The following is a 23,285-nucleotide window of genomic DNA, read 5'->3' on the forward strand; positions in this document are numbered from 1 at the left end:
TACGGCCACGGGCCCTTGAACATTTATGCCGCGGGCACGGGTGTGGCCGCGCAGCACATCGAGCAAGTAGTACTGCCGTCCCACGTGCCGGAGTGGCCGATGATGCTCGGCCCGTTGCCGGCGCGGGCACATGCGTTCCAGGAGCGGCGACAGTCGGGTGAACTCACCGAGCTGGCGGGCGCCGAAGGGGGCGGCTGTGTCGTCCTCAGCGGAGCCGCCGGGGTCGGAAAGACCCAGTTGGCCACCGACTTCGCCCACCGAGTCTGGGACGGGCGGCAGGCCGATCTGGTGGTGTGGTGTGACGCGGGTTCGCGGCTCGACGTGGTCACGAGGTACGCGAACGCGGCCTTCGCGATCACCGGGCTCGCCGAACCCGAGCCCGAGGCCGCTGCGCGGCGGTTCCTGAGCTGGCTCCACACAACCGACCGGCCCTGGCTGGTTGTCCTGGACAACCTGGCCGACCCTGCCGACTTGCGCGAGCTGTGGCCGCCGACGCGTCCGGGCTGTGTGACTGTGACGACGACGCGGCACCGCAGCGCGGTCCTCGGTGAGCAAGGGCGGGAGCTCTGGCCGGTCGACTTGTACACGCGTGCCGAGGCGGTGGCATATCTGTCGGCAGTGCTGAGTCCCCGCGGGTCAGGGACCATGTCCGATTTCGCCGGTCTGGCCGCCGATCTGGATCGACTCCCTGTGGCGTTGGCGCAAGCGGCCGCATACATCGTCGACAACCAGTTGTCCTGCAATGAGTATCGGCGGCGACTCCGCGAACGGCTCTTATCCGCATCCATGCCCGGCCCGGACGAATTGCGCGACGGGCATCACGTCATCACCGCGACATGGTCGATGTCGGTGGAGCTCGCGAACCGTTCGGAGCCGGTGGGCATGGCCGGTCCGCTGCTGGACCTTGCCGCCTGCCTCGATCCCGGCGGGATCCCCCTGGCGGTACTGACCGCCCCAGCAGTTTGCGACCATCTGTCCCAGGAGCGAGCGCGGGCCGCCGGGCTGGACTGCATCGGGGCCGACGCCGCCCGCATCGTCACCCGAGACGAGGTTGCCGACGCCCTGCAGGTACTTCGTCGCCTCAACCTCTTGGACTTCGCAGACGAAGCCACGGGCGGACCGCACCAGCAGGTGCGCGTACACTCCCTGGTCCAGCGTGTCGTTTGCGAGCAATTCACGGCTGAGCAGGCCGATGCGCGGTTCGCTGTATGTCTGAACGCAGTTGACGGCGTATGGGGCATGTTCCCGCAGCACCTCCCGGAGGGTGCACGGATGCGGGCCAACGCCAAGCACCTGTTGACCGTCGCGGGTGACGCCCTGTGGCATCCGCAGCCCAGTTCCTTGCCGCTAGCCATCGGGTTCGGGCTTGCGGAGGCCGGGTACCAGAAGGCCGCAGCCGAATTCTTCGGGCAGCACCGGGCGGAATGCGAGCTTCGCTTTGGCCACGACGACCCGCGGACCCTGGATGTATGCCTGACCGAGGCGCAGTTCCTCATCGACGCCGACGACCGCATCGAGGCCCGTGCAAAGCTGACCGCGCTGCTGCCCAGGTTGACGCAGGTCTTCAGCGAGGACGGGCCTGCCACCCTGCAAGCGTGTGTCCTGCTGGCGCACCTGACCGGTGCGGACGGCGACGCCGTCGGCGCGGTGGCCGAGTTTGAGGAGCTGAGCCGACGTCACGAGGCCGCACTCGGAGCCTCGGACTGGCGGACCATCAACGTGCACATGCGAACCGCCCGCTGGTACGGCGAATCCGGCGCACACGAGCGCGCTATCGCGCTGCTGGAAGGAACCGCTGCCGATCAGGCCTGGTTGTACGGACGCCGGGACGTCGGCGCCTTGGTGACCCAGCGATCGATCGCCTACTGGTACTTCCGCTCCGGTGATCCCGACCAGGCGGCACACCTGTATGACCAGGTGATGCGTGCCATGGCGGACGCCCTCGGCAGCGACCACCCACAAACCATCGCGTGCGCGCGTGCCCTTTTCGCCTTGCACATGGAGCGAGGGAACTACGCTGCGGCATTGCCTGCGTTGCGCATGCTTGAGCCCGTGGCCGCGCTCGATGGCTCCAGCCTTCCGGATGTGCTCCGCACGCGGGCCGATCTGGCCATGCTTCGGGTGTGGAACGGCGTCCCGGAAGCCGTGGACGAGCTCGCCACTGTGCGGGCAGACGCGGAACGGATACTGGGCTCGGCTGCGTCGGTCGCCGTGACCACAGATTTCTACGCGGTGCTCGGAAGCGTGATGAATCACGTGCGGGAGGTTACGCAGGCCCCCGGCTTCGTGCCTTCCGAACACGTCGCCGATCCGGAACTCGCCGCGCTGGGAACCACCATGGACGCGGTGGCCGCGCGAGTTTCCGCCGATTTCTCCGACAACTCCCCTCGCGACGTTGACTTCATGCGGGCGTTGGGGCGGATGCTGCGCGGTGAAGACTCGATCGCTGAAGCCATGCACCACATCATCTCGTTGTTCGGAGGCACGCAGAAGGCAGATGCCTCCCAGGCGCTGCAGGTCCTTCAGGACCTCGGCAAGCTCGGTATCGAACGACCGCCCGGAGCAGACACTGCACCGCCCGGAGGTCCGGACGTCGGCTTCGGCAGCGTCCCGGGTGCCATGATCACCATGATGCTTGTGTCGTCGTGCCTCAAGGTGTCCAGGCCGGATGCGGCGGCTGACGTGCTGCGACGATCCCTGGCCTCGGCGGCCGCTGGTGGCACTGACGCCGCGGCGCGGCTGGTCGACGACTGCCACGACTTTCTCCAGAAGACCGCAGCCGCCGACCGAACCGGTGCGGCCGCCGCGATCGACGTGCTGGTGACCTGCGCTACCGAGGTGTTGGGGGCGCTGCACCGGCACGTGTTGAACATGCGCGGCGATCTCTATCTCTGGGGCGCCCCGCAGGACACCCCCACGGACGCCATCCCGCACTTCGCCCTCCTCGTGCAGGAAATGGCGGAGGCATTGGGGTCGGACGAACCGGACACCCTGAATGCTAGGACCATTCTCGCTTCCCTCCGCAGCCAGGTCGGTGTACCTGCGGAAGCGGCGCAGGAGCTCGACGATGTCGTTGCAGCCTTCACCCGCGCCCTGGGCCCACTCGACGAGAAGACCCGCACCGCTCGGCACGCCCATGCCCACGCTCTGCACCTCGCGAGCCGCCACAGCGCAGCCGCCGCGGCATTCGGCGCGCTCCTCGTGGACACCGCGACCGTTCTCGGAGTCGAGCACGAGTCTCTCGGCGCCTTAGACGACTGGATCGCCGCGTGCGCACACCAGGCATACACCGACGAGGGTCCCCTTCCGGCCGCCGCTCTTGCCGCTGCGGCGTGGGCGTGGCCGGCGCAGGTGTGGGGCCCCAACGCTCCCCGAACCCAGCGCCTCGCAGGGTTCGCCCATGAGTGGACCTGGGAGGCCGGGAGCGCCGGTGACCCGCTAGGCGCTGTGAACGCGCTCACCACGCTCCGAGACGAAATCGTGAGGCAGGGCCACGAAGGCGGCGTCGCCGAGCTCAGCACGCGGGTGCGCTTGGCCGACTGGCGCGGGTGCGCCACCCGCGACTTCCGCCCGACGGTAACCGAGGTCGCGGCGTTGGCCGAGCGGCTCACGGAAGCCCGGGGCTCTGACTCACCCGAGGCCCTCTTCGCGCGATTCATCCTTGCCAACGCGCGCGGAGGCTCCGGCGATCCGGCGCGCGCCGAGCGCGAACAGCGGTCGCTGGCACGCGAACGCGCCCACGTCTTGGGTACGGATCACATCGATACGCTGCGGGCGCGGCGCTCCGCCGCCCGGTGGCTGGCTGACTCGGCGCACCCCGGAGCCGACCCCGAGAGCGCTTGCGTAGAACTTCGCGACCTCCTCGACGCCGTTGTCCGCCGCGCGGGACCCATGCACGCGGAGGTCGCCGCAACGCTCGCCGGAGCACGCCGTTGCTCGGACACGCTCAAAACCCGCGGCCGACCGGGGGACGCCGCACGCTTGTCCCAGGATGTGCTCGGGGATGTGATCCGGCTCCTCGGGACCGACCACCCGCAATCGGAAACGGCATTCAACTGGACCATCCACGACCTGGACGCTGCCGCCGCCGACCTTGGCCCAGCCCGAGGAGCCCAGCTCTACCGTGGGTTCACCGACCGCCTGAGCATCGCTCTCAGCCGCGACCACGCATGGACGCTCGCCGCATGGACACGGACGCTTTGGTGGCGCACCGTAACTACCACCGAACAGACCGACGTCGACAAACTGACCGAGCTCGCAGAGACGGCGTCCGCCGGTCTCGGTGAGCAACACCCGCTGACACTGAACATCCGCATCCGCCTCGCCGAAGTGACCGGCTTGCTCGGGGACCCTGTGGACGCCGCAGCGAGACTCGGCGCGCTGCACCAATCAGCGGCCGAATCCCTGGGCGAGGATGATCCGGTCACCGCCCGCGCACTGCACCTCCATGCCCAGTGGGTGGCGGCGACCGGCGACGACGTAGAAGCACTGGCATTGGCTGACACATACGAGCAGCGCCACGGGTCGGACGACATGGAGACGCTGGCCATCCGGAACATGGTGCTGCTGAGGCTGGCCAAGTCCGGTGCTCCCCGGGCTGTTCGCAGGGCCGCAGCCGAGTTCGAGCGTCTCGTATCCCGGGTTGAGACAGCGCTCGGCCGCGGTGCCGACCTGTCCTTGATTGTCCGGCACAATCATGGCTTCTCACTGGTTCAGGAGGGAGACACAGCCAGTGCAGCGGCCGTCCTGACCCTTCTCCTGGCCGAAGTCCGCGCCGTCCACGGCAACAGTCACGCAAGGGTGTCCGCTACCGTGAAGAACATCCGCAAGTGTGAGGGATCGGGGGACCCCTGGACGTCTCTCCCGCCGCCGTGACCAGACGGAAGCTGCAAAGCGTCGTCATCGCGCCCGGCGCCTTCACCGCATTCGCCTGGCTGCCCGATCGGCCGTTGACCGGCGACCGGGAAGGTCGTGCCGCCGACCCAGGTAGCTGATCATTCCGAGCGAGAAGCCGGTCTCCTCTGCGAGTTCGCGGCAGGTGCGTCCAGCGGCGCGTTGGTCGCGGAGCCAGTCGAGATCGATCTGGCGCCAGCGGGTCGCTTTGCCGTCGCGCTTCATGCCGTATTCGCGGACCAGGACCTTGATCGCCTCGACGTTCACGTCGACGTGCTCCGCGATCCACTTGAGCGAGCGGTATTCGTCGAGGTAGAAGCGTGCGAGCTTCTCCCTGGGGAGAGTCGCGCGAGCCCGGCGAACAGTCGCTCCTCTCTCCCACTTCGCGCTCTTCGCCTCCCCGGGAGGGGCCGGCTGCTCCTGCAAGACGAACCGGACAGCGTCATGGCTGACGCCCAGGCGGCGGGCGGCCTGTGCTGTCGTCAGGCATTCGTCCCTGATGAGCCGGTGCAGCATGCCGAGGTCGATGTCCCGCAGGTCGCACCCCGGCAGCTCAAGATCGCGGATGATGTTCGCCGGGGGCTGCCAGGAGAGAGGTTCCCCGCGGACTCCCTGTCGGGTGAGGAACTCCGCTGCGTGTCCTTCGAGTCGGCTCATCAGTGCCGGGGTGAGATCCGTTTCGAAGGTCCGCAGCATGGTCCGCAGTTCCTGGGTGCTGGGTGCGTATGCCGCCGGGGCGAGGGTTGCGGAGAGCCCGCTGAGCCGTTCGAACAACAGCGCTCGGGCGAACTGGTGGCGCCGTACTCCGCCGGCCTCGAATCCGATGTCCCGGCAGAGCCGCGTCCAGGTGTCCAGCGGCAGCAGTCCTCGGTAGTCGACCGCGCGGCGGCGATCGTAGTCGATCGGCGATCCTTCCTGGTCAAGGTAGTCCGCCAGCACGGACAGGCCAAGGCTGATGCCCCTGAAATGGCCCCGCTTCGTGAGCCGGAACGTCATGTGAGAGCCCAGCCTGTCTTCTACCGGTGCTTGAAGAAGGCGGGCCGCCGCGGTGAAGTCTCCCGTGCCTCCGATCATCAGGAGGTAGCACGACAGGGCCGGGCGGATCGTGCGCGAGAGGGCCCCGTTCTGGGGACTCAGCCGGGCGGACCAGGCAGGCCAGAGCTGAGTCGGGGTCTTGCGGGCCCGCTCGGCGACCCGCGTTGCCGCCGAGGGTCCGGGCCTGCGTGGCATCCGGTCCGCGGTGCGGTAACGCAGCTGGTCGGTGTGCTTGAAGCGGGGTGCCAGGGTCGCGAGGTGGACCGCGTCGAAGACCGGGCTGGTGTGGGCCCACCGGTGTCCGACCCTGAGCGGAATGCCGCCGTCGGCGTCACTGATCAGGTGGCGAAGAGCGGCTCCGGCCTCGTGAGCATCGCCTTGCTCGAGGATGTGCAGAGCCGCGCTGACGGCGAGGGCGGTGGTCGCGGCCCGTTGCGGGGCAAGCCGTCCCGGGCGGGTCTCCTCGACGGGGTCGAAGGACCGCCGCTTCTCGGGCAGGGGCTGCTGGTGCAACGCCAGGATCTCCGGTGGGGCGAAGCCCGTCAGCCGTTCGGGGACGCGGCGAAGGAGGATGCAGGCCAGTGCCCGAATGTCTCCGAACAGCGCAAGACTGGCTTGGGGATTGTCCTGGTAGACGCCGAAGTCAGCCTGTCCGGAAGAGATCGTCTTCTCGATGAGCTTCTGGGCCGCGATCGTGGATCCCTGCGCGGTGAGCGTGAGCGTGGGGACCTCCTCGAACGGCTGGCCGCAGCGCGCTGGTGGTGAGTCGTTCTCCGAAGGGCTGTGGCAGCGTCCCGGAGCGAGCGGGTGCCGGGTGGTCGCCGGGAAGTGCCGCGGCGTACGACTGCAGCGCGGGCAGGCGTCGACCAGCAGCAGGTGGTGATCGAGGCAGGCGAAAGACCAGCCGAGCCTCCAGCTCAGCCGCCACCTGCCGCCACTCTCAGCCAAGCAGGCCGGGCAGTAGCGGGAACCGCGGGCCCGACCCCAGACATGCCTCGCCTCGACCCGGTGCCGCCGTGCGTCGACCACGTGGATTTTCCCGTCGTAGCGGGCCAAGGTCATTGCGTGCGCCTGCGCTTGGGTGGGGCCAGCCGACCAGGCGATGGCTGCCGCCTGGTCCTCATCGAGGAGGGTGACCAGGCGGCCCAGGATGCCCGAGTCCACCGGCCGGGAGGAGCCGCGAGGCAGCAGGCCCATCGAGGCCAGGACGTCGCCGGTGGTGGTTCCCAACCGGTGGGCGATCGCCTCCCACCAGGAGTCGAGTGCCTCGCCCGGCTGAGGGGCGAGGCGGATCGGCAGGGTCCGCGCGTGCGTCACCGGCGAACCGCCGTCTGACGGGTCCGTCGTGACCGCTGTCCCTTCAGGAGATTGCGTACGTCGTCCTGGGCCAGGTGGGCCGCCTGGTCGATCTTGACGCGGCTCAGGAGATCCTCGTCGAGACGCTCGGCGCCGGTGCGGACGGCTCGCTGGCAGCCGCGGTTGATGAGGGTCATCAGCGAACCGATGTGGCCGCTGGAGCGGATGAACAGGTAGTCGAACAGGTCGTCGGCGAGCATTCCCCGGTATGTGCCGTGCAGGACCAGGCGCTTCTCCAGGGCCAGCAGCAGCTGGCGCCACTGGCTGCGGCCCTGGTCGGTGGTGAGCTCGAAGGACCGCATGTCCAGGCGGGTCGTGCGCCGGCCCGTCTGGGCCAGGACCGCATTGTCGTAGGACTCGCCCTCGGAGAACAGGCCGCGCTTAGCCAGGCCGACCCCGACGAACAGCAACGTGACCGGGAACTCGTTCGCGACGTACTTGAAGTGATTGCTCACCTCGACGCCGCCGGTCGCCCTCCAGCGCAGGAAGTGCAGGTCGTCGACGATCAGCAGCTTGACATCACACGAGAGCACGCAGTCCAGTGCGCGCTGGGCGAACTGCGCTGTGGTGCCGGTGGTGCGGCCGGGGTGGCCGAAGAACTCCAGCATCGCCCGGTTGAAGTCCTTCATCCCGGTGTTCCCGGTCAGGCCCACCCGGCAGACGGGGAGCCGCTCGTGCCCGCCGGCGGTGAACGCGCCGCCCTCAGCGATCTCCCGGCGGTGGAAATCCCGGGCGAAGGCCAGCACCGCGGTCGTCTTGCCCAGCCCGGGGAAGGCGTCCACCGCGACGGCGCCCTTGGCCTGGTCGCCGTCCTGCTGGTTGCTGTCGAGGATGTCCCACAAGTCCTCGTGCAGCTCGGCCAGTTGCGGCGTGCGCAACGGACCGAGGTTCGCGTGCCAGAGCCGCCGGGCCTGGTCGTACTCCGCTTTCGCGCGCTCGCCCAGTGCCACGTGCTCGCTGCGCGGCAGGAGTTCCGGCTGGATGCGCGATGCGGCTTCCGCGAACGCCGCCCAGCCCTCCTTGCGTGACAGCGTCAGCGCGTCCAGCCGGTGGGAATCTCCGGGCGTCCAGGTGCCCTCGCTGTTCACGCGTCCTCCAGAGCATCAACGTAGAAGTCGCTGTCGTCCTCCAGCTCCACGAGCCCGGCCTCGTCAGCCGCGTCGTCGTCGCCCGTCTCCTGCGCGGCCTGCAAGCCGGGCTGCGGTTGTGCCGCGTCCGCCAGGTCCATGAGGCGTCTGACGCTCGGCAGCGTGGCGACGCCCTCCTCGGGCTCAGGCAGGTCCAGGACCGCCTGTTCCCGGGCGAGCCGCAGCGCCATCCGGCGCTCGACCAGCGAGGTGCCCAGGCCCAGATTCCACCGCTCGAACAGGTCCCGGACCGCGGCCTTATCGTCCGGGAACCGGTCACGAGCCGCGGCCAGGCGGCGAGCGAACTGCAACGCCTCCTCGCTCACCGGCATCTCCCGCCCCGGCGCGTGCTCCCAACCCAGCGCATGCCACCGACGGTCGGCGGGATCACGGAAGTAGACCGCGTTGATGTCGTCCGGATTCACGGCGATCGGCCACTTGCCGTCCCGGTCGCCGCTGAGCAGACCGCGGTAGGGGTCCAGGGCGGCGCCGTTGTAGCGGCGTGCATCGAGGTCGATGCCGTAGTGCTGGATCTTCCGCCGTTCCACCCGCAAAAACTCAAACGCCAGGTCCGGATCGCGCGGGACCTCGATGTAGCCGGCCCTGTTCAGCCCGTGCTCGAACATCGCCGCCGGCGACATCCGCAACCCCGACACCCCGGGATCGACCAGACTGGTGTGCGGCCGGTGGTGATACACGCAGGCCACCCACTCGCGGATGATCGCCTCAAGCTCGTGGAGGAAGAAGAACGCCTCCCCCTCGGGGCGCTCGCCGCGCGAGTGCAGATCGGGCCCCTTGTATCCGGGCAGGGCCTGCAGCAGGTCCTCGCGCAGAGTCAGGAAGAACCTCTCTAGCGGGCCCTTGTCCCGGCCCGTCCGCAGCCGAGCCAGCTGCACCGAGATCCCCAGCCGGCGGCAGACGCTGGTCAGATGCTCCGAGACGAACACCTTGCCGTGATCGACCAGCACCGTCTCCGGCACCAGCGCGGGCGACGCGGCCCCGCGCATCGGCCCCTCCAGCGCGGTCCGGTCGATCAGCACCGACCGCGGGATGCCGTGCTCGGGCCAGACCGCGTGCGCCGGCCAGTCCTCCCCCGCGGGCTGGGGACGAAACGCTTGGAAGAGGGCAACGCTGGCGTCGACGGCCTTCGTCGACACCGGCGTGATCCTGATCCCGCAGATGCAGCGGGTGTACCAGTCCATCGCAACGGTCAACTCCGCCTGCAGCCACTGCAGCGTGACCGGGTCCAGGGCGAACACGTCCAGCCGGTTGGTGTCCATCAGCAGGTATTCACCCGGCCGGGTCGGCCGCAGCTTCCCGTAGACCCCGCCGGGCCGGGCGGCGATGTCCCGGTTCCGCTTCGTGCTCAGCCGGAACGTCGGATGACGCCGCTCCAGATCTTCCAGGAGGCGGTAGGTCGTCGCCCGGCTGGGCAGGTCCTCCTCCTCGAAGCCCCTGGCCAGCAGCCGGGCCCGGGTCCGCTCGATGACCATCTTGCGCGATGGCTTGGACTGGCCCGTGTGCTCGACCATCACCTCCAGCGCCGCCTCCGACCACGGCTCAGCGTTCCGGTGCCCGGAACGCGGCCCGCTGCGGGCTGGCACCAATCCCGCCTCACCGTCCCGGCGGAAGGCCGCCACCCACCGCTTGACCGTGCGACCGGCCACCTTGAGCTCGGCTGCCTTCGCCGCGTACCGGCTCTCCAGCGGCTCGCCCGCCATGTAGGCGGCGCGGGGCTCCCCGACGGCCGCCAGTTCCTCGCTGCCGCTGCGGAACCCGGTGAGCACCTCCCTGACATGCGCGGCCCGCTCCAGCACCTGCTCCCGCTCGCTGTCGTCCAGCTGGCCCAGCACCACCGCAGCCACATCCTGCGGATCGTCGGAGGCCGGCCCGGGCCCGTCCGGGATGATGCGGGCGCGGTCGGACAGCAGCAGTTCCTTGACGGCCAGCCGCAGCAGCCGCCCGCGGCCGTCCTTGAGGACCACTTCACCGCCAGCCTGCGTGCTGGCGAGCTCCACCACCTCGACGATCTCGCCGTCGTAGGAGAAGCGGGTCCCCACTCCCACGCGCACCGCGGCCCGGCTCACGACGCCCTCCTGAGCACGCTGCGGTCGCTGAGCCGGATGCTGAGGTCGGTCAACCACTGCTGCTTCCAGAGCAGATGCAGGACCGCGGCCCGCACCAGCGGAGCCGGACGTCCGGGCAGGCAGCCGAACGCCTCCCCCAGCGTCTCCCCCTCCACGACCCGGTCGCGCACCTCGTCGAGGATGGCGGGGTCGAACAGTCGAGCTGGTGGTGGCTCTTCGTCCGCCACCTCGTCATGTATCTCCTCGGCCAGGTCCGGCTCGAACAGCCAGTCGCGGCGGTAGCCCGCGAGGAACCGGACGTTGGCCAGCTCGATGTCCGGTGGTTCGCTCCACACCTCATAGCGCCAGCCCTTCGACTCCACCGCCTCGCGGGTCCAGGCGAAGGTGAACATGTGCTCCGGCCTGGCCGCCCGGTGCCGCGGTTTGACGTCCACCACCAGCGGGCCCGCCGTGGTGGCCAGCAGGTAATCCGGGATGTGTCGGCGCAGCACGCCGCCCACATCGGCCCTCAGCAAGAAGGGCTGGGCCACGATCGCGGTCACATCCGGCTCGAAGTCGGCGTACCACAGCCGCGCAAGCTCCAGCCGGGACTCGTAGATCACGTGGTCCGACTGCGTACTCGACCAGTACGTACCCGAGTAGTGCTTCTGCCCCATGTACCAGCGGAACGTTCGCCACGGCTCAGCCGCGTACAGCATCTCCAACGGCATCGACTCCCAGGCGAGGCGCTCGCACACCTCGTCCTCAGCAAGCCGAACACACACCTCTACATCCACGATCCGCCCCCAGTGCCCGTGTAACTGACCTTGATCGCAGGACAGTTACACGGGCACTGGAGTACGAGCGATCACACCCACTTTCGATCACTCGAAAGGGTGATCCTTCCGAGCTGGGCATCTCAGCATCGCGTCACAAGTGCTATTCAGAGGTCAGTGCTCGCGAGAACATGACGCAGATTCTGAGTACCTACATCTTGATGAGGTTGGCGATGTTGAACACGCCGCCGCGCTCCTCGAACTGCTGCTCTGCCCACAGAACGGTCTCGGTGCCCTGGTGCTTCACCATGCCGGGCGAGACCCCGAGCCGGAACGTACCTGGCGCCGGCTTGCCCTCGGGCGTGTGCGGCAGGACGTCCAGCGGCGACGGCCCAGACGAGGGGTAGACGATCGCATCGGTGCCGATGGCGACCGGGTACAGGTCGGCGGCGGCCGCCGTCTTCATCAGCTTGCGGTGCAGGCCGACCCGCTGATTCGCGAGCACGGCGGCCCGGATGTCGGGGCGCCAGGTCTCCCGCTTCAGCGCCGGGTACTCCTCGTAGTACGGCACCTGGCCCCGGCTGCGCTGGCGCAGCTTGCCAATGCCGCCCTTCGCCGTCGCCTTGATCGCGGTCTCTAGCAGCGCCATCGTCGGGTCGGCCTGCTTGCGCTGCGCCATAGCGTCGAGGAAGTCTTGGCCGCCGAGGTCAGTGGTGACGCCCATGTCGGCCATCGTCTCCACGTACGCGTCGCGCAGCCGCTTGTACCAGGCGTCCAGGTAGCGGCCCGACTGGGTGCGGACGTGCGCCTCGATCGGCGCGACGTCGAAGCCGAGCTCCACCGCGTAGGCGACGGTGGGTGTGGCGTACCAGGCCGGGCCCTCGGGCCGGTCGCCCTTCGGTGTGAACGGGCTCGGGAGCCGGTCGCCGTCGACGCTGCGGCCGTTGATCCGCACGCGGGACAGGTCGACGTGGCTCAGGTCGACCAGCCACGAGCCGGGCAGTGAGGCGTCGAATCGCGGGTTGCCGGTCAGGTGGGTCGGCCCGTTCAGCCCGACGGTGAGGCTGTTCGCGGCCGCGGCGAACGACATGTTGAGGTCGACCGCGACCAGGAACTGGTTCACGCATTCGTCATCGGTCAGTGGCCGGCACCAGTCGTAGGGCTCCTCCATCAGCATCTCTGCCGGGGTGCGCATGTGGTGCCGGGCGAACTTGTCCTTGAGGACCGGGTGTTCGTCGGGGACCTCGCACTCCACCACGTCGTACACGGCGGTGAGCGCGTCGTCGTTGAACGCGGGCTTGAACGCGCCGGTGGCCTCGTCCTTCTGCGCGCGGGTCGGCGGGCGTAGCGCGACCATCAGATCGAGGCCGGTCGTCGCGGTGGTGCCGCGCGGTGTCATCACCCTCGCCGCGTACAGCCCGAGGTACTGGGCGAGGTCGGCCGGGTGCATCGTCAGCAGCAGGTGCGGGTCGTCCTTCCTGCCCCACTCCCGGGTGTCCAGGGCGTTCCACGGCAGGATGCACAGCTGGACACAGCGCCGCCGGGAGCCCTCGGGGTCGCGGAAGACGCGGGCCCACGGGCCGAACCCGCGCTGGGTGAGCTGGAGGTCGGCCTTGCCGATCTGCTTGACCACCTTGTGGCCTTCCGGCAGTCGGCTCGCGTTCCGCTCCTCCTCCGACAGGGCGGCGGGCAGGCCGAAGCGGGTCAGCGCGGTCTCGGTGAGGATGAGGATCGGGTCGGCGTCGCGGCCGTTGCGGTGCAGGCGGGCCTGACCGAGGTGGGCCTCGGTCAGCGTCCAGTCGACTAGCGCCGGGATGGACTTGGCGGGCACGTCCAGGACCAGGCCGCCGACGCAGTACGCCGACACCTGCCCGTCCTCGCAGTCGATGACAGCGAGCGGCCCGTTCTCGAAACGCGGGTCGACGGCGCCGGCGGCCGCCGTGGTCTTCTTCGCCACCGCCTTCTTCGCACCCGGGCGCCGCGACGAGGCCGACGGCCTGGTGGTACTGCTCGTCTCGGTCTTCGGCTGGGACGGCGGCACGGCGGGTGCCGAGACCGGCTCCGGGGCCGGACCGGTGAACGACTCAGGGACCACCGGAGCCGGGGCGGCGGGCGCGCCGACGGCCTGGGTGGGATAGCGGGCGGCGAGGCCCTCCAGCAGCCGGGCGTACGCGGCCCGCTTCGGCGGCCGCGGCTCGGTCCGACCGGCCTCCCAGTTCCCGACTGCTTCCCGGCGGGCGTCCAGCGCCGTGGCGATCTGCGCCTGACTCAGACCAGCCGCCTCACGCAGACGCTTACGCTCCGCAGGGGTCGGCAGCTCGTCCTGCGCGACTTGCTCCAGCAGCGCATCGACGGCGCTGAACAACTCGTTCTCAGTGGACACAGAGGTCACCTCCAGTAGACAGCATAGCCGATCGCGCCTTGATTCACTCATTCAATCGCTCATGAATCGCACTTTAGGGTGGAGTGAAGCACACCACGGATAAGCCGCGCAACGACTCTTTGCGCAGGTCAGAACCCCAAGCGCTGGGGCGTTGCAAATCCCTGTTGCACCGCCGTTTGCACACAGGCCGACCTGGAACGTCGCGCGGCATGGCGACGCGCGGTGGGGATTGGGAAGCGAACATCCCTCCTCGCGGCGAGACGCGGGCAGCGCGCACCTGGCCACTAGGCACTGAAAGGTGTTCTCTACTCACCCTGTGTGATGTCTACTGAGTCAACCGCAACGACTTCCGGGCCTGTCGAGTCGTCCGGGATGGGCGTGCTTGCCCTCGCCACGCCTCCTTTGCCCTACCGCCGCACGCCCTCAACCGGGAGACACACATGCATCCACTCGCCTTGCTCGCCACCGCCGTACCGCTCGGTCTCGTCGTCGCCCTGCTTTGCGCCACGGTTGTCAGCGTTGTCGCGATCCTCCGAGCCCACCGGTCCGATGTGGTCGCTGTTGTACGGGCCCTCCCGGCCCTCGCCGCTGCCCTACTGCGCCGACGTCGCCCGTGACTTTAGGATCGAGCACGGCATCACCCACCTGCGGACGAGCGAACGGCGCTCCACTCCAGGCAGCGGCTGGATGGGCCCGGGCCTCCGGCTTCCTCCCTGACCTGAGCCAGGGATCCAGAGGCTGGACCAAGCTGGAGAGCAGCGGCCATCAGGGACGGTTGGCGGGGGCGGCGAGCCAATCCTGGAGTTCGCGGTGGCGGAACTGGTAGGCGATGCCGGCCTTCCGAAGAAGGCCGGCATTGGTAGCCCACTGCAGAAACCGGCCGAGGCGCCAGGGCAAAGCCCGGGCACCGCGGCGGGTGCACAGCAGCAGGGCGAGGTAGCGCATCCCGGCACTCCCCGCACTCCCCGCCGCGGTCGCCAGCATGATCCCAACTATGATCCTGACCGTCGTCGGGGCGTTCCCGGCCGCGAGACCGGTCGTCGCGAGTACGAACATGAGCCCGGAACCGAGCCCGACCACGAGTCCGCTCGTGAGGCTGATACGAACAAGTACGCGGGGATCGACGACGCTGAGGGTGCCCTCGTCCGCGCACCCGCCCAGGGGCGGTAAACCGACACTGGCCATGAATGTGTTCGCGAGCCAGAATGCTGCAGTTCGTCGGCCCTGGGGGGTACGCAGCCGTCTCAGGTCGAGCCGCGAAGGCTCCGGCCACGCAAAAACATACGTGAGCCCGAGAGCCGAGAGGGCCACGGCCATGGTGAGGACTGCCCCGCCGGACAACTCGATGCCGAATCCCCAGATGCCCAGGGCCGCGCCTCCCAGGAACACTCCGGTGAGGAGAGCAAGGTGGGCAATGCGAGGACGGTGGCTGCCGGCCACGGGCCACAGTTCGTGCAGGGTCAGATCGGTGCCCGACAGGGCCTTGCCAGCCATGGTGCGCCCGGTGGCGGCGTTGGTGTTGAGGTAGGCGGCCAACACACCCAGCCAAGCCCTGACTTGGTCGGGGGTGTAGGTGTCGCTCTGCGGGGCGCGGTACCGGGCGGTGGCGTCCTGGAGGAACAGCTTGAGAAGGTGGTCGCGGACCGCCCGGTCGCTGCCCAGTTCGGGACAGATCAGATCCCGGGGCGAGCGCAGATAAGCGCCGTCGAGATCACGCTGTTCGTGGACGGTCACGGCCACGGTCAGCCGCCAGGGGGTGGACAAAGCCCGTGCCAGCGGCGAGGGCGAGGGCCGATCAAGTGTGTCCAGCACTCCCTGCCATCGCGCTGAGCTTCCCACCCGTTGCTGGATGTACAGGCGGGCCTGGGCGGGACTGATCCGGCCGATCTCCACTCGCGCGGCGTCCTGAGCCCAAACCTCCAATGCCTCCAGCGCCTGGTACTGCCCGCTGCGGCAGGTCAGCACCAGGCACGCCTTCGCCCGGCCACGTTGGAAGGCGTTGAGTACGTCCAACGCCTGCCGGGCTCGGGAGCCGTACCCCGGCGTGTCTCCGGCGTCCATCTCGTCCAGCCCGTCGAACACCGGAAGGATGAGTCCTGCGTCCATCAGCGCCGCTGCGGCAGCAGGGGAGATCCCTCGGTAGGTGTCCACCAGATGCTGGCACACCCACGCCTGTACCACCTTCACAGCATCGCCCGGAGTATGGCTGGCACCCGTGCTTGGCACGGTGCCGCGGTGAGAGGCAGTCAGGGGGAGCCAGGAAGCCAGAGGCAGCCGTACCGGTACCGGGTCTTCGGGCCTGCGCTCCTCCAACAGAGCAAGGAGGAGTTCGAGGGCGAGCACAGTCTTGCCTGCCCCTGGTTCCCCGGTGATCACCAGACGCCCTGGTCGTAGCCGTTGGTAGTAGTTCACCACCTCGCTCAATCGCCCCTCCACGGCGGCACCGGCGGCGTTGCGGGCCGTAGCTGGTCGGAAGCCGAATCGCACATCGATCGTCGTGCCGTCCCCGCCGAGTAGCTGCGTCCTCGCCTCGGTCTCCGCTCGCAGTACCGCCTGCGCCAGCCGTCCGGCCATTGCAACCGCGTCGCTCTCCTGGTGGCGCAGTCCCTGCCAAGACATCCACCCCGACCAGACCGCCAGCGCAAGCCCCATCAAGGCGATCGCCGCGCCGAGCGGGTCGACATCACCCTGCTTAAGCCCCGGTAAACCCCACGCCGCCACTGTCCCCACCGTTGCCGCGCACACGAACGCCAACAACCACCCGGTCAGCTTGCGTCTGTTCATGTTCATAGATCATGGCAACCGTGCACACCTTGCACCATGCATCTGACAGAAGCCGCTTGGGGGCCGATGGATGGGGAGCGAAGGTGAGCAGGTCTGGGCAACCCCTGAGCAGAGGGTGGCGATTTTCAAGGCTCTGACCGGACTTCCGTGATGTCCCGGTTCGCTCAGCCTCGGCCACAGCAGATCCCCGGTTTGGATCACCGGTGCGCCTATACGGGTCGCTTCCGGGAGTCCCCCGAGCGAAAGATGCTCGGTGGGGGTAGGTCGCTTCGCGCAAGGTGAACTTGGGATCTGTGAGGAGATCAGCTGTGTACGCAGTAATTCGGCGTTACGAAGGAGTGACTGACTCTGCTGAGGCGGGACGCCGAGTGGATGAGGGATTCGTGCCTCTCCTCCGCCGAGTCCCCGGATTCGTGGCCTACTACTGGGTGGACGCCGGGGACGGAGTGATGGTCTCTACCAGCGTCTTTGAAGACCAGTCCGGGGCCGAAGAGTCGATCGAGCGGGCGGCGGACTTCGTAAGGGACAACCTCGCGTCGCTGCTCCCCAACCGTCCTCAGGTCACGGCCGGCATGGTTGTGGCTGCTGGGTAGCGACCTACGAAGGGTGCCGCTGAATCCCAGCCACCTCCACTCCGACGACCTGGCCCTTCACGAAACTCCGGCCAGAGCCATTTTCAAGGAGCGCCAACAGGTCCTTGCGTCGAGCTTCGCTGTGGTGTCGACCTCCTTGAAGTCGAGCAGCACCACCAGCCCATAGAACGTGGTGAAGGGGGCGTACACCGCAGGGTTAAGGCAGCGAGCGTTCGTCACGAGCTCGCTCGACGGCGCCCGAGAGCTCCCCCAGGTCCCAGCAGGCCAGCACCCGCCGCCGGGCCCGCCCGGGTGCTGCGTCCTCCGGTTCCAGGAACCAATACGCCACGTTTTACGGTTCGATCCCGTCGAAACGGGCCGCGAGCAACGCGATGTCGTCGTCCCGGTCGCCCAGGCCGAGCATGTCGAGGACGTCGTCGCAGAGTGCTTCCAGGGGCGGCGAGTGGTCGGGTCCGCTCAGAAGGCTGACGTCGGCTATGCGCTGCCGCAGGTGCTCTATCCCGGTCCACACGTCCCGCATGCGGGACTCGACCAGACCGTCTGTGTAGAGAATCAGCGTGGCTCCGGGAGGCGCGTCAAACTCGACGGTGCTGAAGTCGACCCCGCCGATACCGATCGGCGCTCCTGACGGGACCCGAAGAACCTCTGCCCGACCGCCGAGGTGCAGCAGGATCGGAGGTGGGTGGCCCGCGTTGGCGATCTTGATCCGATGGGCGACCGGGTCGTACACCGCGTACATGCAGGTCGCCATCCGGTCGGGACCCAGGCGCTGTGCCTGAATGTCGAGCCGCCTGAGAACCTCGTCCGGCGTCAGGTTCAGCCCGGACAGGGTATGCACCATGGTCCCCAGTTGGCCCATGATCGCGGCGGAGGTCATGGAATGGCCCATCACATCGCCAACCACCAGCGCCACCTGGCTGCCAGGTAGTGGGACCACGTCGTACCAGTCGCCGCCGACCCGTGCCGTTTCGGCGGCCGGGAGATAGCGGAAGGCGATCTTGGCACCGAGGGGTTGAGGCAGCGAATCTGGCAACATCGCGCGCTGCAGCTCACCGGCGAGGTAAGCCTCCCGGCCGTACAGGACGGCTTTGTCGATGCTGAGCGCTGTATGAGTGGCGAGTTGAGCTGAGACGAGCAGGTCGTGCGGATCGAAGGCCGGCCGTTCATGGGTGCGTAGGAAGACAGCAACGCCGATGACGCGGCGCCGTCCCCGCAGTGGGGCCAGGATCGTTCGGCGCGATCCTGGCACGCCATGCTCGGGGCCGCATAGCTCCCGCATTGCAGCGGGGCTTCCGGTGGCCTCGCCAAAGACCGGCCGGACATGGCGCATCACATCGGCGAGGGCCCCGCCGGAACGCACCTCGCAGAGTTCGGCCGCAGGGGTCGGATTCAAGTCGGGGGCGAGCGGCAGTTCCTCGCCCTCCATGTCATTCAACCGCAGCTGATCGGTGCGGCGCAGGCGCAGTACGAACGGCGCGGTCGGCCGCTCGTCGCCCACCGGGAGCGGGTCACGGAGGTAGACCAGGATGGTGTCGCAGAACGTCGGTACGCTCGCGCGGCACAGCCCGAGCACGATCTCGTCGAGGTCCATCCCGCGCGAGATCCGACGCGTCGCGGCCCCAATGAACCGGACGCGGTCACCCTCCCTCCGGACCGCAAGTTCTGTACCGGAGCCAGGGGTATTTGCGCTGGTGGGAGGGTTATCAGAGGTTGTCCCGAACAACGTCTCCTCGTCGTTTCGTACCGTTGGTACGTCCCTTACGACCTGGCCCGGGACGACTCCCCCTTGCTTTTCCGCGTCTTCGACCAGCCACCACTCCTCGTCCTCGGCGGCTTCTGGAGGCGCCTGGCTCTGTTGGCCGGCATCCCGCCACCCGACGTCCTCGGCAGCTTCTTGAACCGCCTCGTGTTCTCGGTCGAGAACGTCGCGGGCCTTCTGGAGGGCCGCGTCAACTTGGTCAAGAGCATCATCATCCGCAGCAGTTCCGGCTGGCCCAGGGAGTGCGACCTCCGCCCCGCTCTGAGCCGGAACACCGTGCTCCGCACCGGGCCTGAGGTCGCGGAGCTCCTTCTCGAGCTGGCTGATCTGACGGGCAGCGAGATCCGCGACTTGCTGTGCTCTGTCGCGTTCTTCCTCAGCTCGTGCCAGTTGGAGGCGAAGGTCCTCGGTCTGTTTCTGGGCGCGATCGAGGCGGCCCTCGGTCCGTACCTCTTCGACGGGACGAGGGCTGTCGGCGGCGCGGAGAGCATCGAGCTGCCGTGTGAGCTGGGCTACCTGAGCCTGCGTCTGGCCGAGCAGCGCGAAGAGGACTGTGGCCACTTGCAAGGCCTGCAGCCGGGCCTGCTCACTGACCTCGTACGCCTGCCGCACACGGTTGAGCTCCTCCAATGCGCGAATCGTGTGATTCTGCGCCTCGACGAGGTTGTACGTCGGATCGACATGAGCCGCGGTGGGTGAGGTGTTCGCTGCGTCCCACAACCGCCGAACCTGATCGAGCCGGTGAGCTGCCTCCTGCACCGTCTCGGCCGGAAAGCAGATGTCTGCGACGGCCTCAGCGAGTTCCCACGTCAGACCCACGCCGTTGAGCTGCTCGCGTAACCGCCAGACCGGAGGGACGGATCGTGGAGCTCCGTCGAAGTGCTCCGGTGTCAGAAGGCGGTGCAGCGTTGCCACCGACACATTGGACGCATCAAGCCAGCCGCGAAGGATGTGAACGACCTCGTTGATCTCCTCGGACGCCCCGCGAGCCTCCGCCCACGGCCGCCCGGGCCGCCTTGCTGCTCCCACGTCGTCCCCCTCCTAATCGGGTTGTTGGCCAAACAACCCCACGTTGTCCCGCGAACAACATCCAACCGGTTCATCCGCGCAGGTGGGGGGTGGATCGTCATTTCAGTGCGGTGCGACGGCGTACCGCTACACGAAGTGAATTTTGGAGGGGAGTCTTGAACGTCACCCACACCCTGATGGTGCTGATGGGGATCGGCCTGGCGGTGGTCTTCTCGTTCTTTGTGGCAGGGGTAGCGTTCGCTATCGCCCGCTGGGGCGGGAGCCCGGTACCGGAGTCTGTTTCCACGTCGGGCAAGGCGTTCGCGATGGCGTTGATGGTGATCAGCGCTGTGCTCGCGGTGGTACTCGGGGTCTTCAAGTAGGGCGGACCTCAGCGCGAACCTGGTCCGTTGCTGGCCTGCCGCCGGGACGAGCGCGGCCGCGAGGCCCTGGGCAGTCCATGACGTGTGTGTACAGCACGGCCGGGATGAGCTGGCCCATGCGAACCAGGTGCTTGCCGTACGCGGTCTGAGCCGCCCGGCTTCTGCTGTCGGTCCCCCTACAGCTGGCCGATCATCCCGCTGACACGACATCACCCTGCGTGGCAGGGTCGGCGTTGATCGGTTACGGCAGACGGAGGGGGCTCCCGTGGAAGCACGGATGTGGAACAGTCTGGTCAGCGTCGCGAAGGAGACGTACAGCGCCTCGCTGGGCGAGGGCATGGTGCCCCGGCCGCTCATGATGCCGCTGGTGCGCGGCGAGCTGGTCGGGATGATCTGGGTCCGACCGCTCCACGTCGGCCAAGACGCGGTCGCCGGGATCGCAGAACTCGCGAACACCGCCGCGGCGGCCGGCGCGGACGAGGTTGTCCTCGCGTGGGAGATGCACGACGTCGCCACCGCCTGCGAGCTCCCCATCGTCGGCTTGGCGCCGTGCCTGAACACGGTGCTGGCCACCCGTGACGGGCATGTGCTGCACCAGTTCCCCTACGCCGAGCAGCTCCTGTCCCGCAGTCCTGAGGGCTGGGCGTCGGTCGCCCCCGACTGGAGGCCGGCACCCGCGCCGCAGCCCGGCGGCGAGCTGGTGCCGCCGATCCAGGCCGCGGTGAACTTCTCCTTCACCCCGATCGAGCTGGACCACCCCGACCCGTTCGGCGTCACCGTCGTGCTGATGGAAGAGGACGGCTACCGCATCAGCCTGACCGAAGCGTTCGCCCGCTGAGTCTGCGCAGACGAGAGGAGTGAAGCCGTGGCCCGCAGCCTTGACGACGATGCGCCCCGCCGGATCAGCGACGCCGATGACCAGCTGAGTGCCGAACAACGGCAGGTCGAAGCCGACGAACACTCCTCGCTGCGCGAGCTGAGGCGCAAGGTGAGGCAGACGGAGCGGGACCTGGTGCGGCGAAGGAGAAGGGTCCGCACGGTGGGCGTGGCCCTGACCGTGGCCGGGGGTGCGGTCCTGACGGGCCTGTTATGGACCGTACTGGCCTGGGGCTCACCGTCCCGGTTCCTTCGGGTGGACATCACCTGCGCGGCGCTGGCGCTGGTCTCGGGTGCGGTCGCCTGGGTCGCCGCGCCACCCCGTGGCCGGCCGAGCCTGGCCAAGTTGGAGGACATGCTCGCGACGAACCGTGAGGCCCTGCGGTTTCTCAGCGCGCTCATCCACCCGACGCTGAAGGAGCGGCGCAGCCTCTACCGCGAGGACGTGGCCGGGGTGATCGAGCAGCACCGGACGGACAGCCGTAGGTACCGGCTCATCCACAACGTGCTGCAGAACCTCATCATGATCGGGGCGGCATCCACGACCACCGTCGCCGCTCTGGACACCCGCAATCAGTTCACCTGGCAGAACATCACGATCGTCGCCATCGGCTTCAGCGTCACGCTGGCCGCCGCCTTCACCGGCTACTACAAGTACCGCGAGCGCAGCTACTTCCTGCTCCAGACCGCCGACGCCATCGAGGAGGAGGCCAACGCCTTCGGGCCTTGACCCCGGGTTTTGGACACCGGAGAGACTTGGATCTTGATGGTCCAGGAGAACGGAGTCCCCGTGGGGATGAAGCACTATCCCGCCGAGTTCAAGGCGGACGCGGTCGCGTTGTACCGGTCGAGGCCGGGAGCGACGGTCAAGTCGGTGGCCGGTGATCTCGGGGTGAACACCGAGACGCTGCGGAACTGGATCCGGGCTGCGGATGGGCGGCGCCCCGGTGCCCACTCCGCACCGCCGGCAGCTGTCCGGGCCGGCGGTGACGACGTTCAGGCGGCGGAGCTGGTCGCGGCACGGAAGAGGATTCGCGAGCTGGAGGAAGAACGCGACATTCTCCGTAAGGCGGCCCGATATTTCGCGACGGAGACGCGCTGGTGAACCGCTGCCAGTTCGTTGATGACCACCAGCGCCGTTTCGGCGTGAAGCGGCTCTGCGACATCCTCGGCCTCTCCCGCTCGAGCTTCTACTACTGGCGCCGCACCGCGGCAGCACGGGTGGCCCGGCAGGTCGCCGAGACCGGGCTCGCGGCCCGGATACGCAAGGTCCATCAGGACTCCGACGGCACCTACGGAGCCCCCAGGATCACCGCCGAACTCCGTGACGAGGGCGAACGCATCAACCACAAACGGGTCGCAAGGATCATGCGGGCCATCGGAGTCGAGGGTGTCCGTTTGCGCCGCCGTCACCGGACCACCGTCGCGGACCAGGCCGCGCCGAAAGCGCCGGATCTGATCGGTCGTGATTTCACCGCGGCTGCGGTGAACACGAAGTACGTCGGCGACATCACATACATGCCGGTCAGCGGCGCGAAGCCGCTCTACCTCGCGACCGTCATCGACCTCGCCTCACGTCGTCTGGCCGGGTGGGCGATCGCCGACCACATGCGAACCGAGCTCGTCATCGACGCCCTGGCGGCAGCCCAGCGGACCCGCGGGAGCCTGGCCGGAGCGGTGATGCACACCGATCACGGCTCGCAACTTGGACTCAACCGGTCGTCGCAACACCAGCTTCCTGGAGGGATAGTAGGTGCTCGTTGAGGGCTTCGGCGGGGGTCTTCCAGGCGAGGGTCTTGCGGGGGCGGTTGTTGAGGGTGAAGGCGACGGCCTGGAGCTCGTCGATGCCCCAGCGCGACAGGTCCGTGCCCTTCGGAAAGTACTGCCGCAGCAGACCGTTCGTGTTCTCGTTGGTGCCGCGCTGCCAGGGACTGTGGGGGTCGGCGAAGTAGACCTGGAGTCCGGCATCGACGCGGAGCTGGGCGTGCTGGGCCAGTTCCGTGCCCCGGTCCCACGTCAGAGACCTGCGCAGTTGCTCGGGCAAGGTCGTAATGGTGGCGGTGATCGCGTCTTTCACGGCCTCGGCGCCGCGGCCGGCCAGCGCGGGCCCGTTCTTGGTGCGTGGTTCGGTGCCGAAGCCTTCCATCCGGGGCAGGTGCAACAGCATGGTGAACCGCGTACTGCGCTCGACCAGCGTGCCGATCGCGGACCGGCCGGTGCCGATGATGAGTCGGGTAGCGGGGACG

Annotated in this window: 14 protein-coding genes and 2 pseudogenes; 8 read left to right on the forward strand and 8 right to left on the reverse strand. The window is 68.4% G+C overall.

The annotated features are described in order from the left end of the window. Positions 1-15 precede the first annotated feature (15 nt). Positions 16-4,875: a tetratricopeptide repeat protein gene (locus OG524_RS36330; protein WP_331762205.1), complete on the forward strand. Its 4,860-nt coding sequence runs from the start codon at positions 16-18 to the stop codon at positions 4,873-4,875. 42 nt (positions 4,876-4,917) lie between these two features. Here the strand turns inward: OG524_RS36330 and OG524_RS36335 are convergent, their stop codons facing one another. From OG524_RS36335 to OG524_RS36360, 6 genes are all read right to left on the reverse strand, one after another. Next, complete coding sequence (locus tag OG524_RS36335; protein ID WP_331762206.1) at positions 4,918-7,245, reverse strand: TniQ family protein; 2,328 nt, start codon at positions 7,243-7,245, stop codon at positions 4,918-4,920. Further along, on the reverse strand, positions 7,242-8,372 hold the full coding sequence (locus OG524_RS36340; RefSeq protein WP_331762207.1) for an AAA family ATPase: 1,131 nt from the start codon (positions 8,370-8,372) through the stop codon (positions 7,242-7,244). Before OG524_RS36340 ends, OG524_RS36335 begins: the two co-directional genes overlap by 4 nt. Further along, entirely contained in the window at positions 8,369-10,498 is a 2,130-nt protein-coding gene (locus tag OG524_RS36345; RefSeq protein WP_331762208.1) for a Mu transposase C-terminal domain-containing protein, read from the reverse strand. The genes OG524_RS36340 and OG524_RS36345 overlap by 4 nt, the downstream gene beginning before the upstream one ends. Continuing rightward, entirely contained in the window at positions 10,495-11,235 is a 741-nt protein-coding gene (locus tag OG524_RS36350) for a TnsA-like heteromeric transposase endonuclease subunit (protein ID WP_405812560.1), read from the reverse strand. Before OG524_RS36350 ends, OG524_RS36345 begins: the two co-directional genes overlap by 4 nt. Before the next feature lie 229 nt (positions 11,236-11,464). After that, positions 11,465-13,636, reverse strand: coding sequence for a telomere-associated protein Tap (gene tap, locus OG524_RS36355; RefSeq protein WP_331762210.1), 2,172 nt, complete (start codon positions 13,634-13,636; stop codon positions 11,465-11,467). A 765-nt stretch (positions 13,637-14,401) separates the two neighbouring features. Then, positions 14,402-16,420, reverse strand: coding sequence for an NACHT domain-containing protein (locus OG524_RS36360; protein ID WP_405812561.1), 2,019 nt, complete (start codon positions 16,418-16,420; stop codon positions 14,402-14,404). 368 nt (positions 16,421-16,788) lie between these two features. On the opposite strand from OG524_RS36360, the gene OG524_RS36365 reads away from it, so the two are divergent. Continuing rightward, positions 16,789-17,013: a hypothetical protein gene (locus OG524_RS36365; RefSeq protein ID WP_267047436.1), complete on the forward strand. Its 225-nt coding sequence runs from the start codon at positions 16,789-16,791 to the stop codon at positions 17,011-17,013. A gap of 226 nt (positions 17,014-17,239) precedes the next feature. On the opposite strand, the pseudogene OG524_RS36370 reads toward OG524_RS36365, so the two are convergent. Then, a pseudogene (locus OG524_RS36370) lies at positions 17,240-18,823 on the reverse strand (PP2C family protein-serine/threonine phosphatase); the annotation flags it as partial. On the opposite strand from OG524_RS36370, the gene OG524_RS36375 reads away from it, so the two are divergent. The 6 genes from OG524_RS36375 to OG524_RS36400 all read left to right on the forward strand — a co-directional run bounded on the left by OG524_RS36375 (position 18,800) and on the right by OG524_RS36400 (position 22,803). Then, positions 18,800-19,471, forward strand: coding sequence for a hypothetical protein (locus tag OG524_RS36375; protein WP_331762213.1), 672 nt, complete (start codon positions 18,800-18,802; stop codon positions 19,469-19,471). The pseudogene OG524_RS36370 and the gene OG524_RS36375 sit on opposite strands and share 24 nt — an antisense overlap. Before the next feature lie 485 nt (positions 19,472-19,956). Continuing rightward, positions 19,957-20,163: a hypothetical protein gene (locus tag OG524_RS36380; protein ID WP_331762214.1), complete on the forward strand. Its 207-nt coding sequence runs from the start codon at positions 19,957-19,959 to the stop codon at positions 20,161-20,163. A 277-nt stretch (positions 20,164-20,440) separates the two neighbouring features. Continuing rightward, positions 20,441-21,001 (forward strand): hypothetical protein, encoded by a 561-nt coding sequence (locus tag OG524_RS36385; protein WP_331762215.1) that lies wholly within the window; start codon positions 20,441-20,443, stop codon positions 20,999-21,001. A 27-nt stretch (positions 21,002-21,028) separates the two neighbouring features. After that, positions 21,029-21,769 (forward strand): SLATT domain-containing protein, encoded by a 741-nt coding sequence (locus OG524_RS36390; RefSeq protein WP_331762216.1) that lies wholly within the window; start codon positions 21,029-21,031, stop codon positions 21,767-21,769. A 66-nt stretch (positions 21,770-21,835) separates the two neighbouring features. Beyond that, positions 21,836-22,144, forward strand: a complete 309-nt coding sequence (locus OG524_RS36395) for a transposase (RefSeq protein WP_405812562.1) — start codon at positions 21,836-21,838, stop codon at positions 22,142-22,144. Continuing rightward, entirely contained in the window at positions 22,141-22,803 is a 663-nt protein-coding gene (locus OG524_RS36400) for an IS3 family transposase (RefSeq protein WP_331762219.1), read from the forward strand. The genes OG524_RS36395 and OG524_RS36400 overlap by 4 nt, the downstream gene beginning before the upstream one ends. Here OG524_RS36400 and OG524_RS36405 read toward each other — a convergent pair. Next, positions 22,751-23,269: pseudogene (locus OG524_RS36405) on the reverse strand (IS30 family transposase); the annotation flags it as partial. The gene OG524_RS36400 and the pseudogene OG524_RS36405 overlap by 53 nt on opposite strands. Positions 23,270-23,285 lie beyond the last annotated feature (16 nt).

Source organism: Streptomyces sp. NBC_01520 (genome assembly GCF_045040375.1).
Taxonomy (GTDB): Bacteria; Actinomycetota; Actinomycetes; order Streptomycetales; family Streptomycetaceae; genus Streptomyces.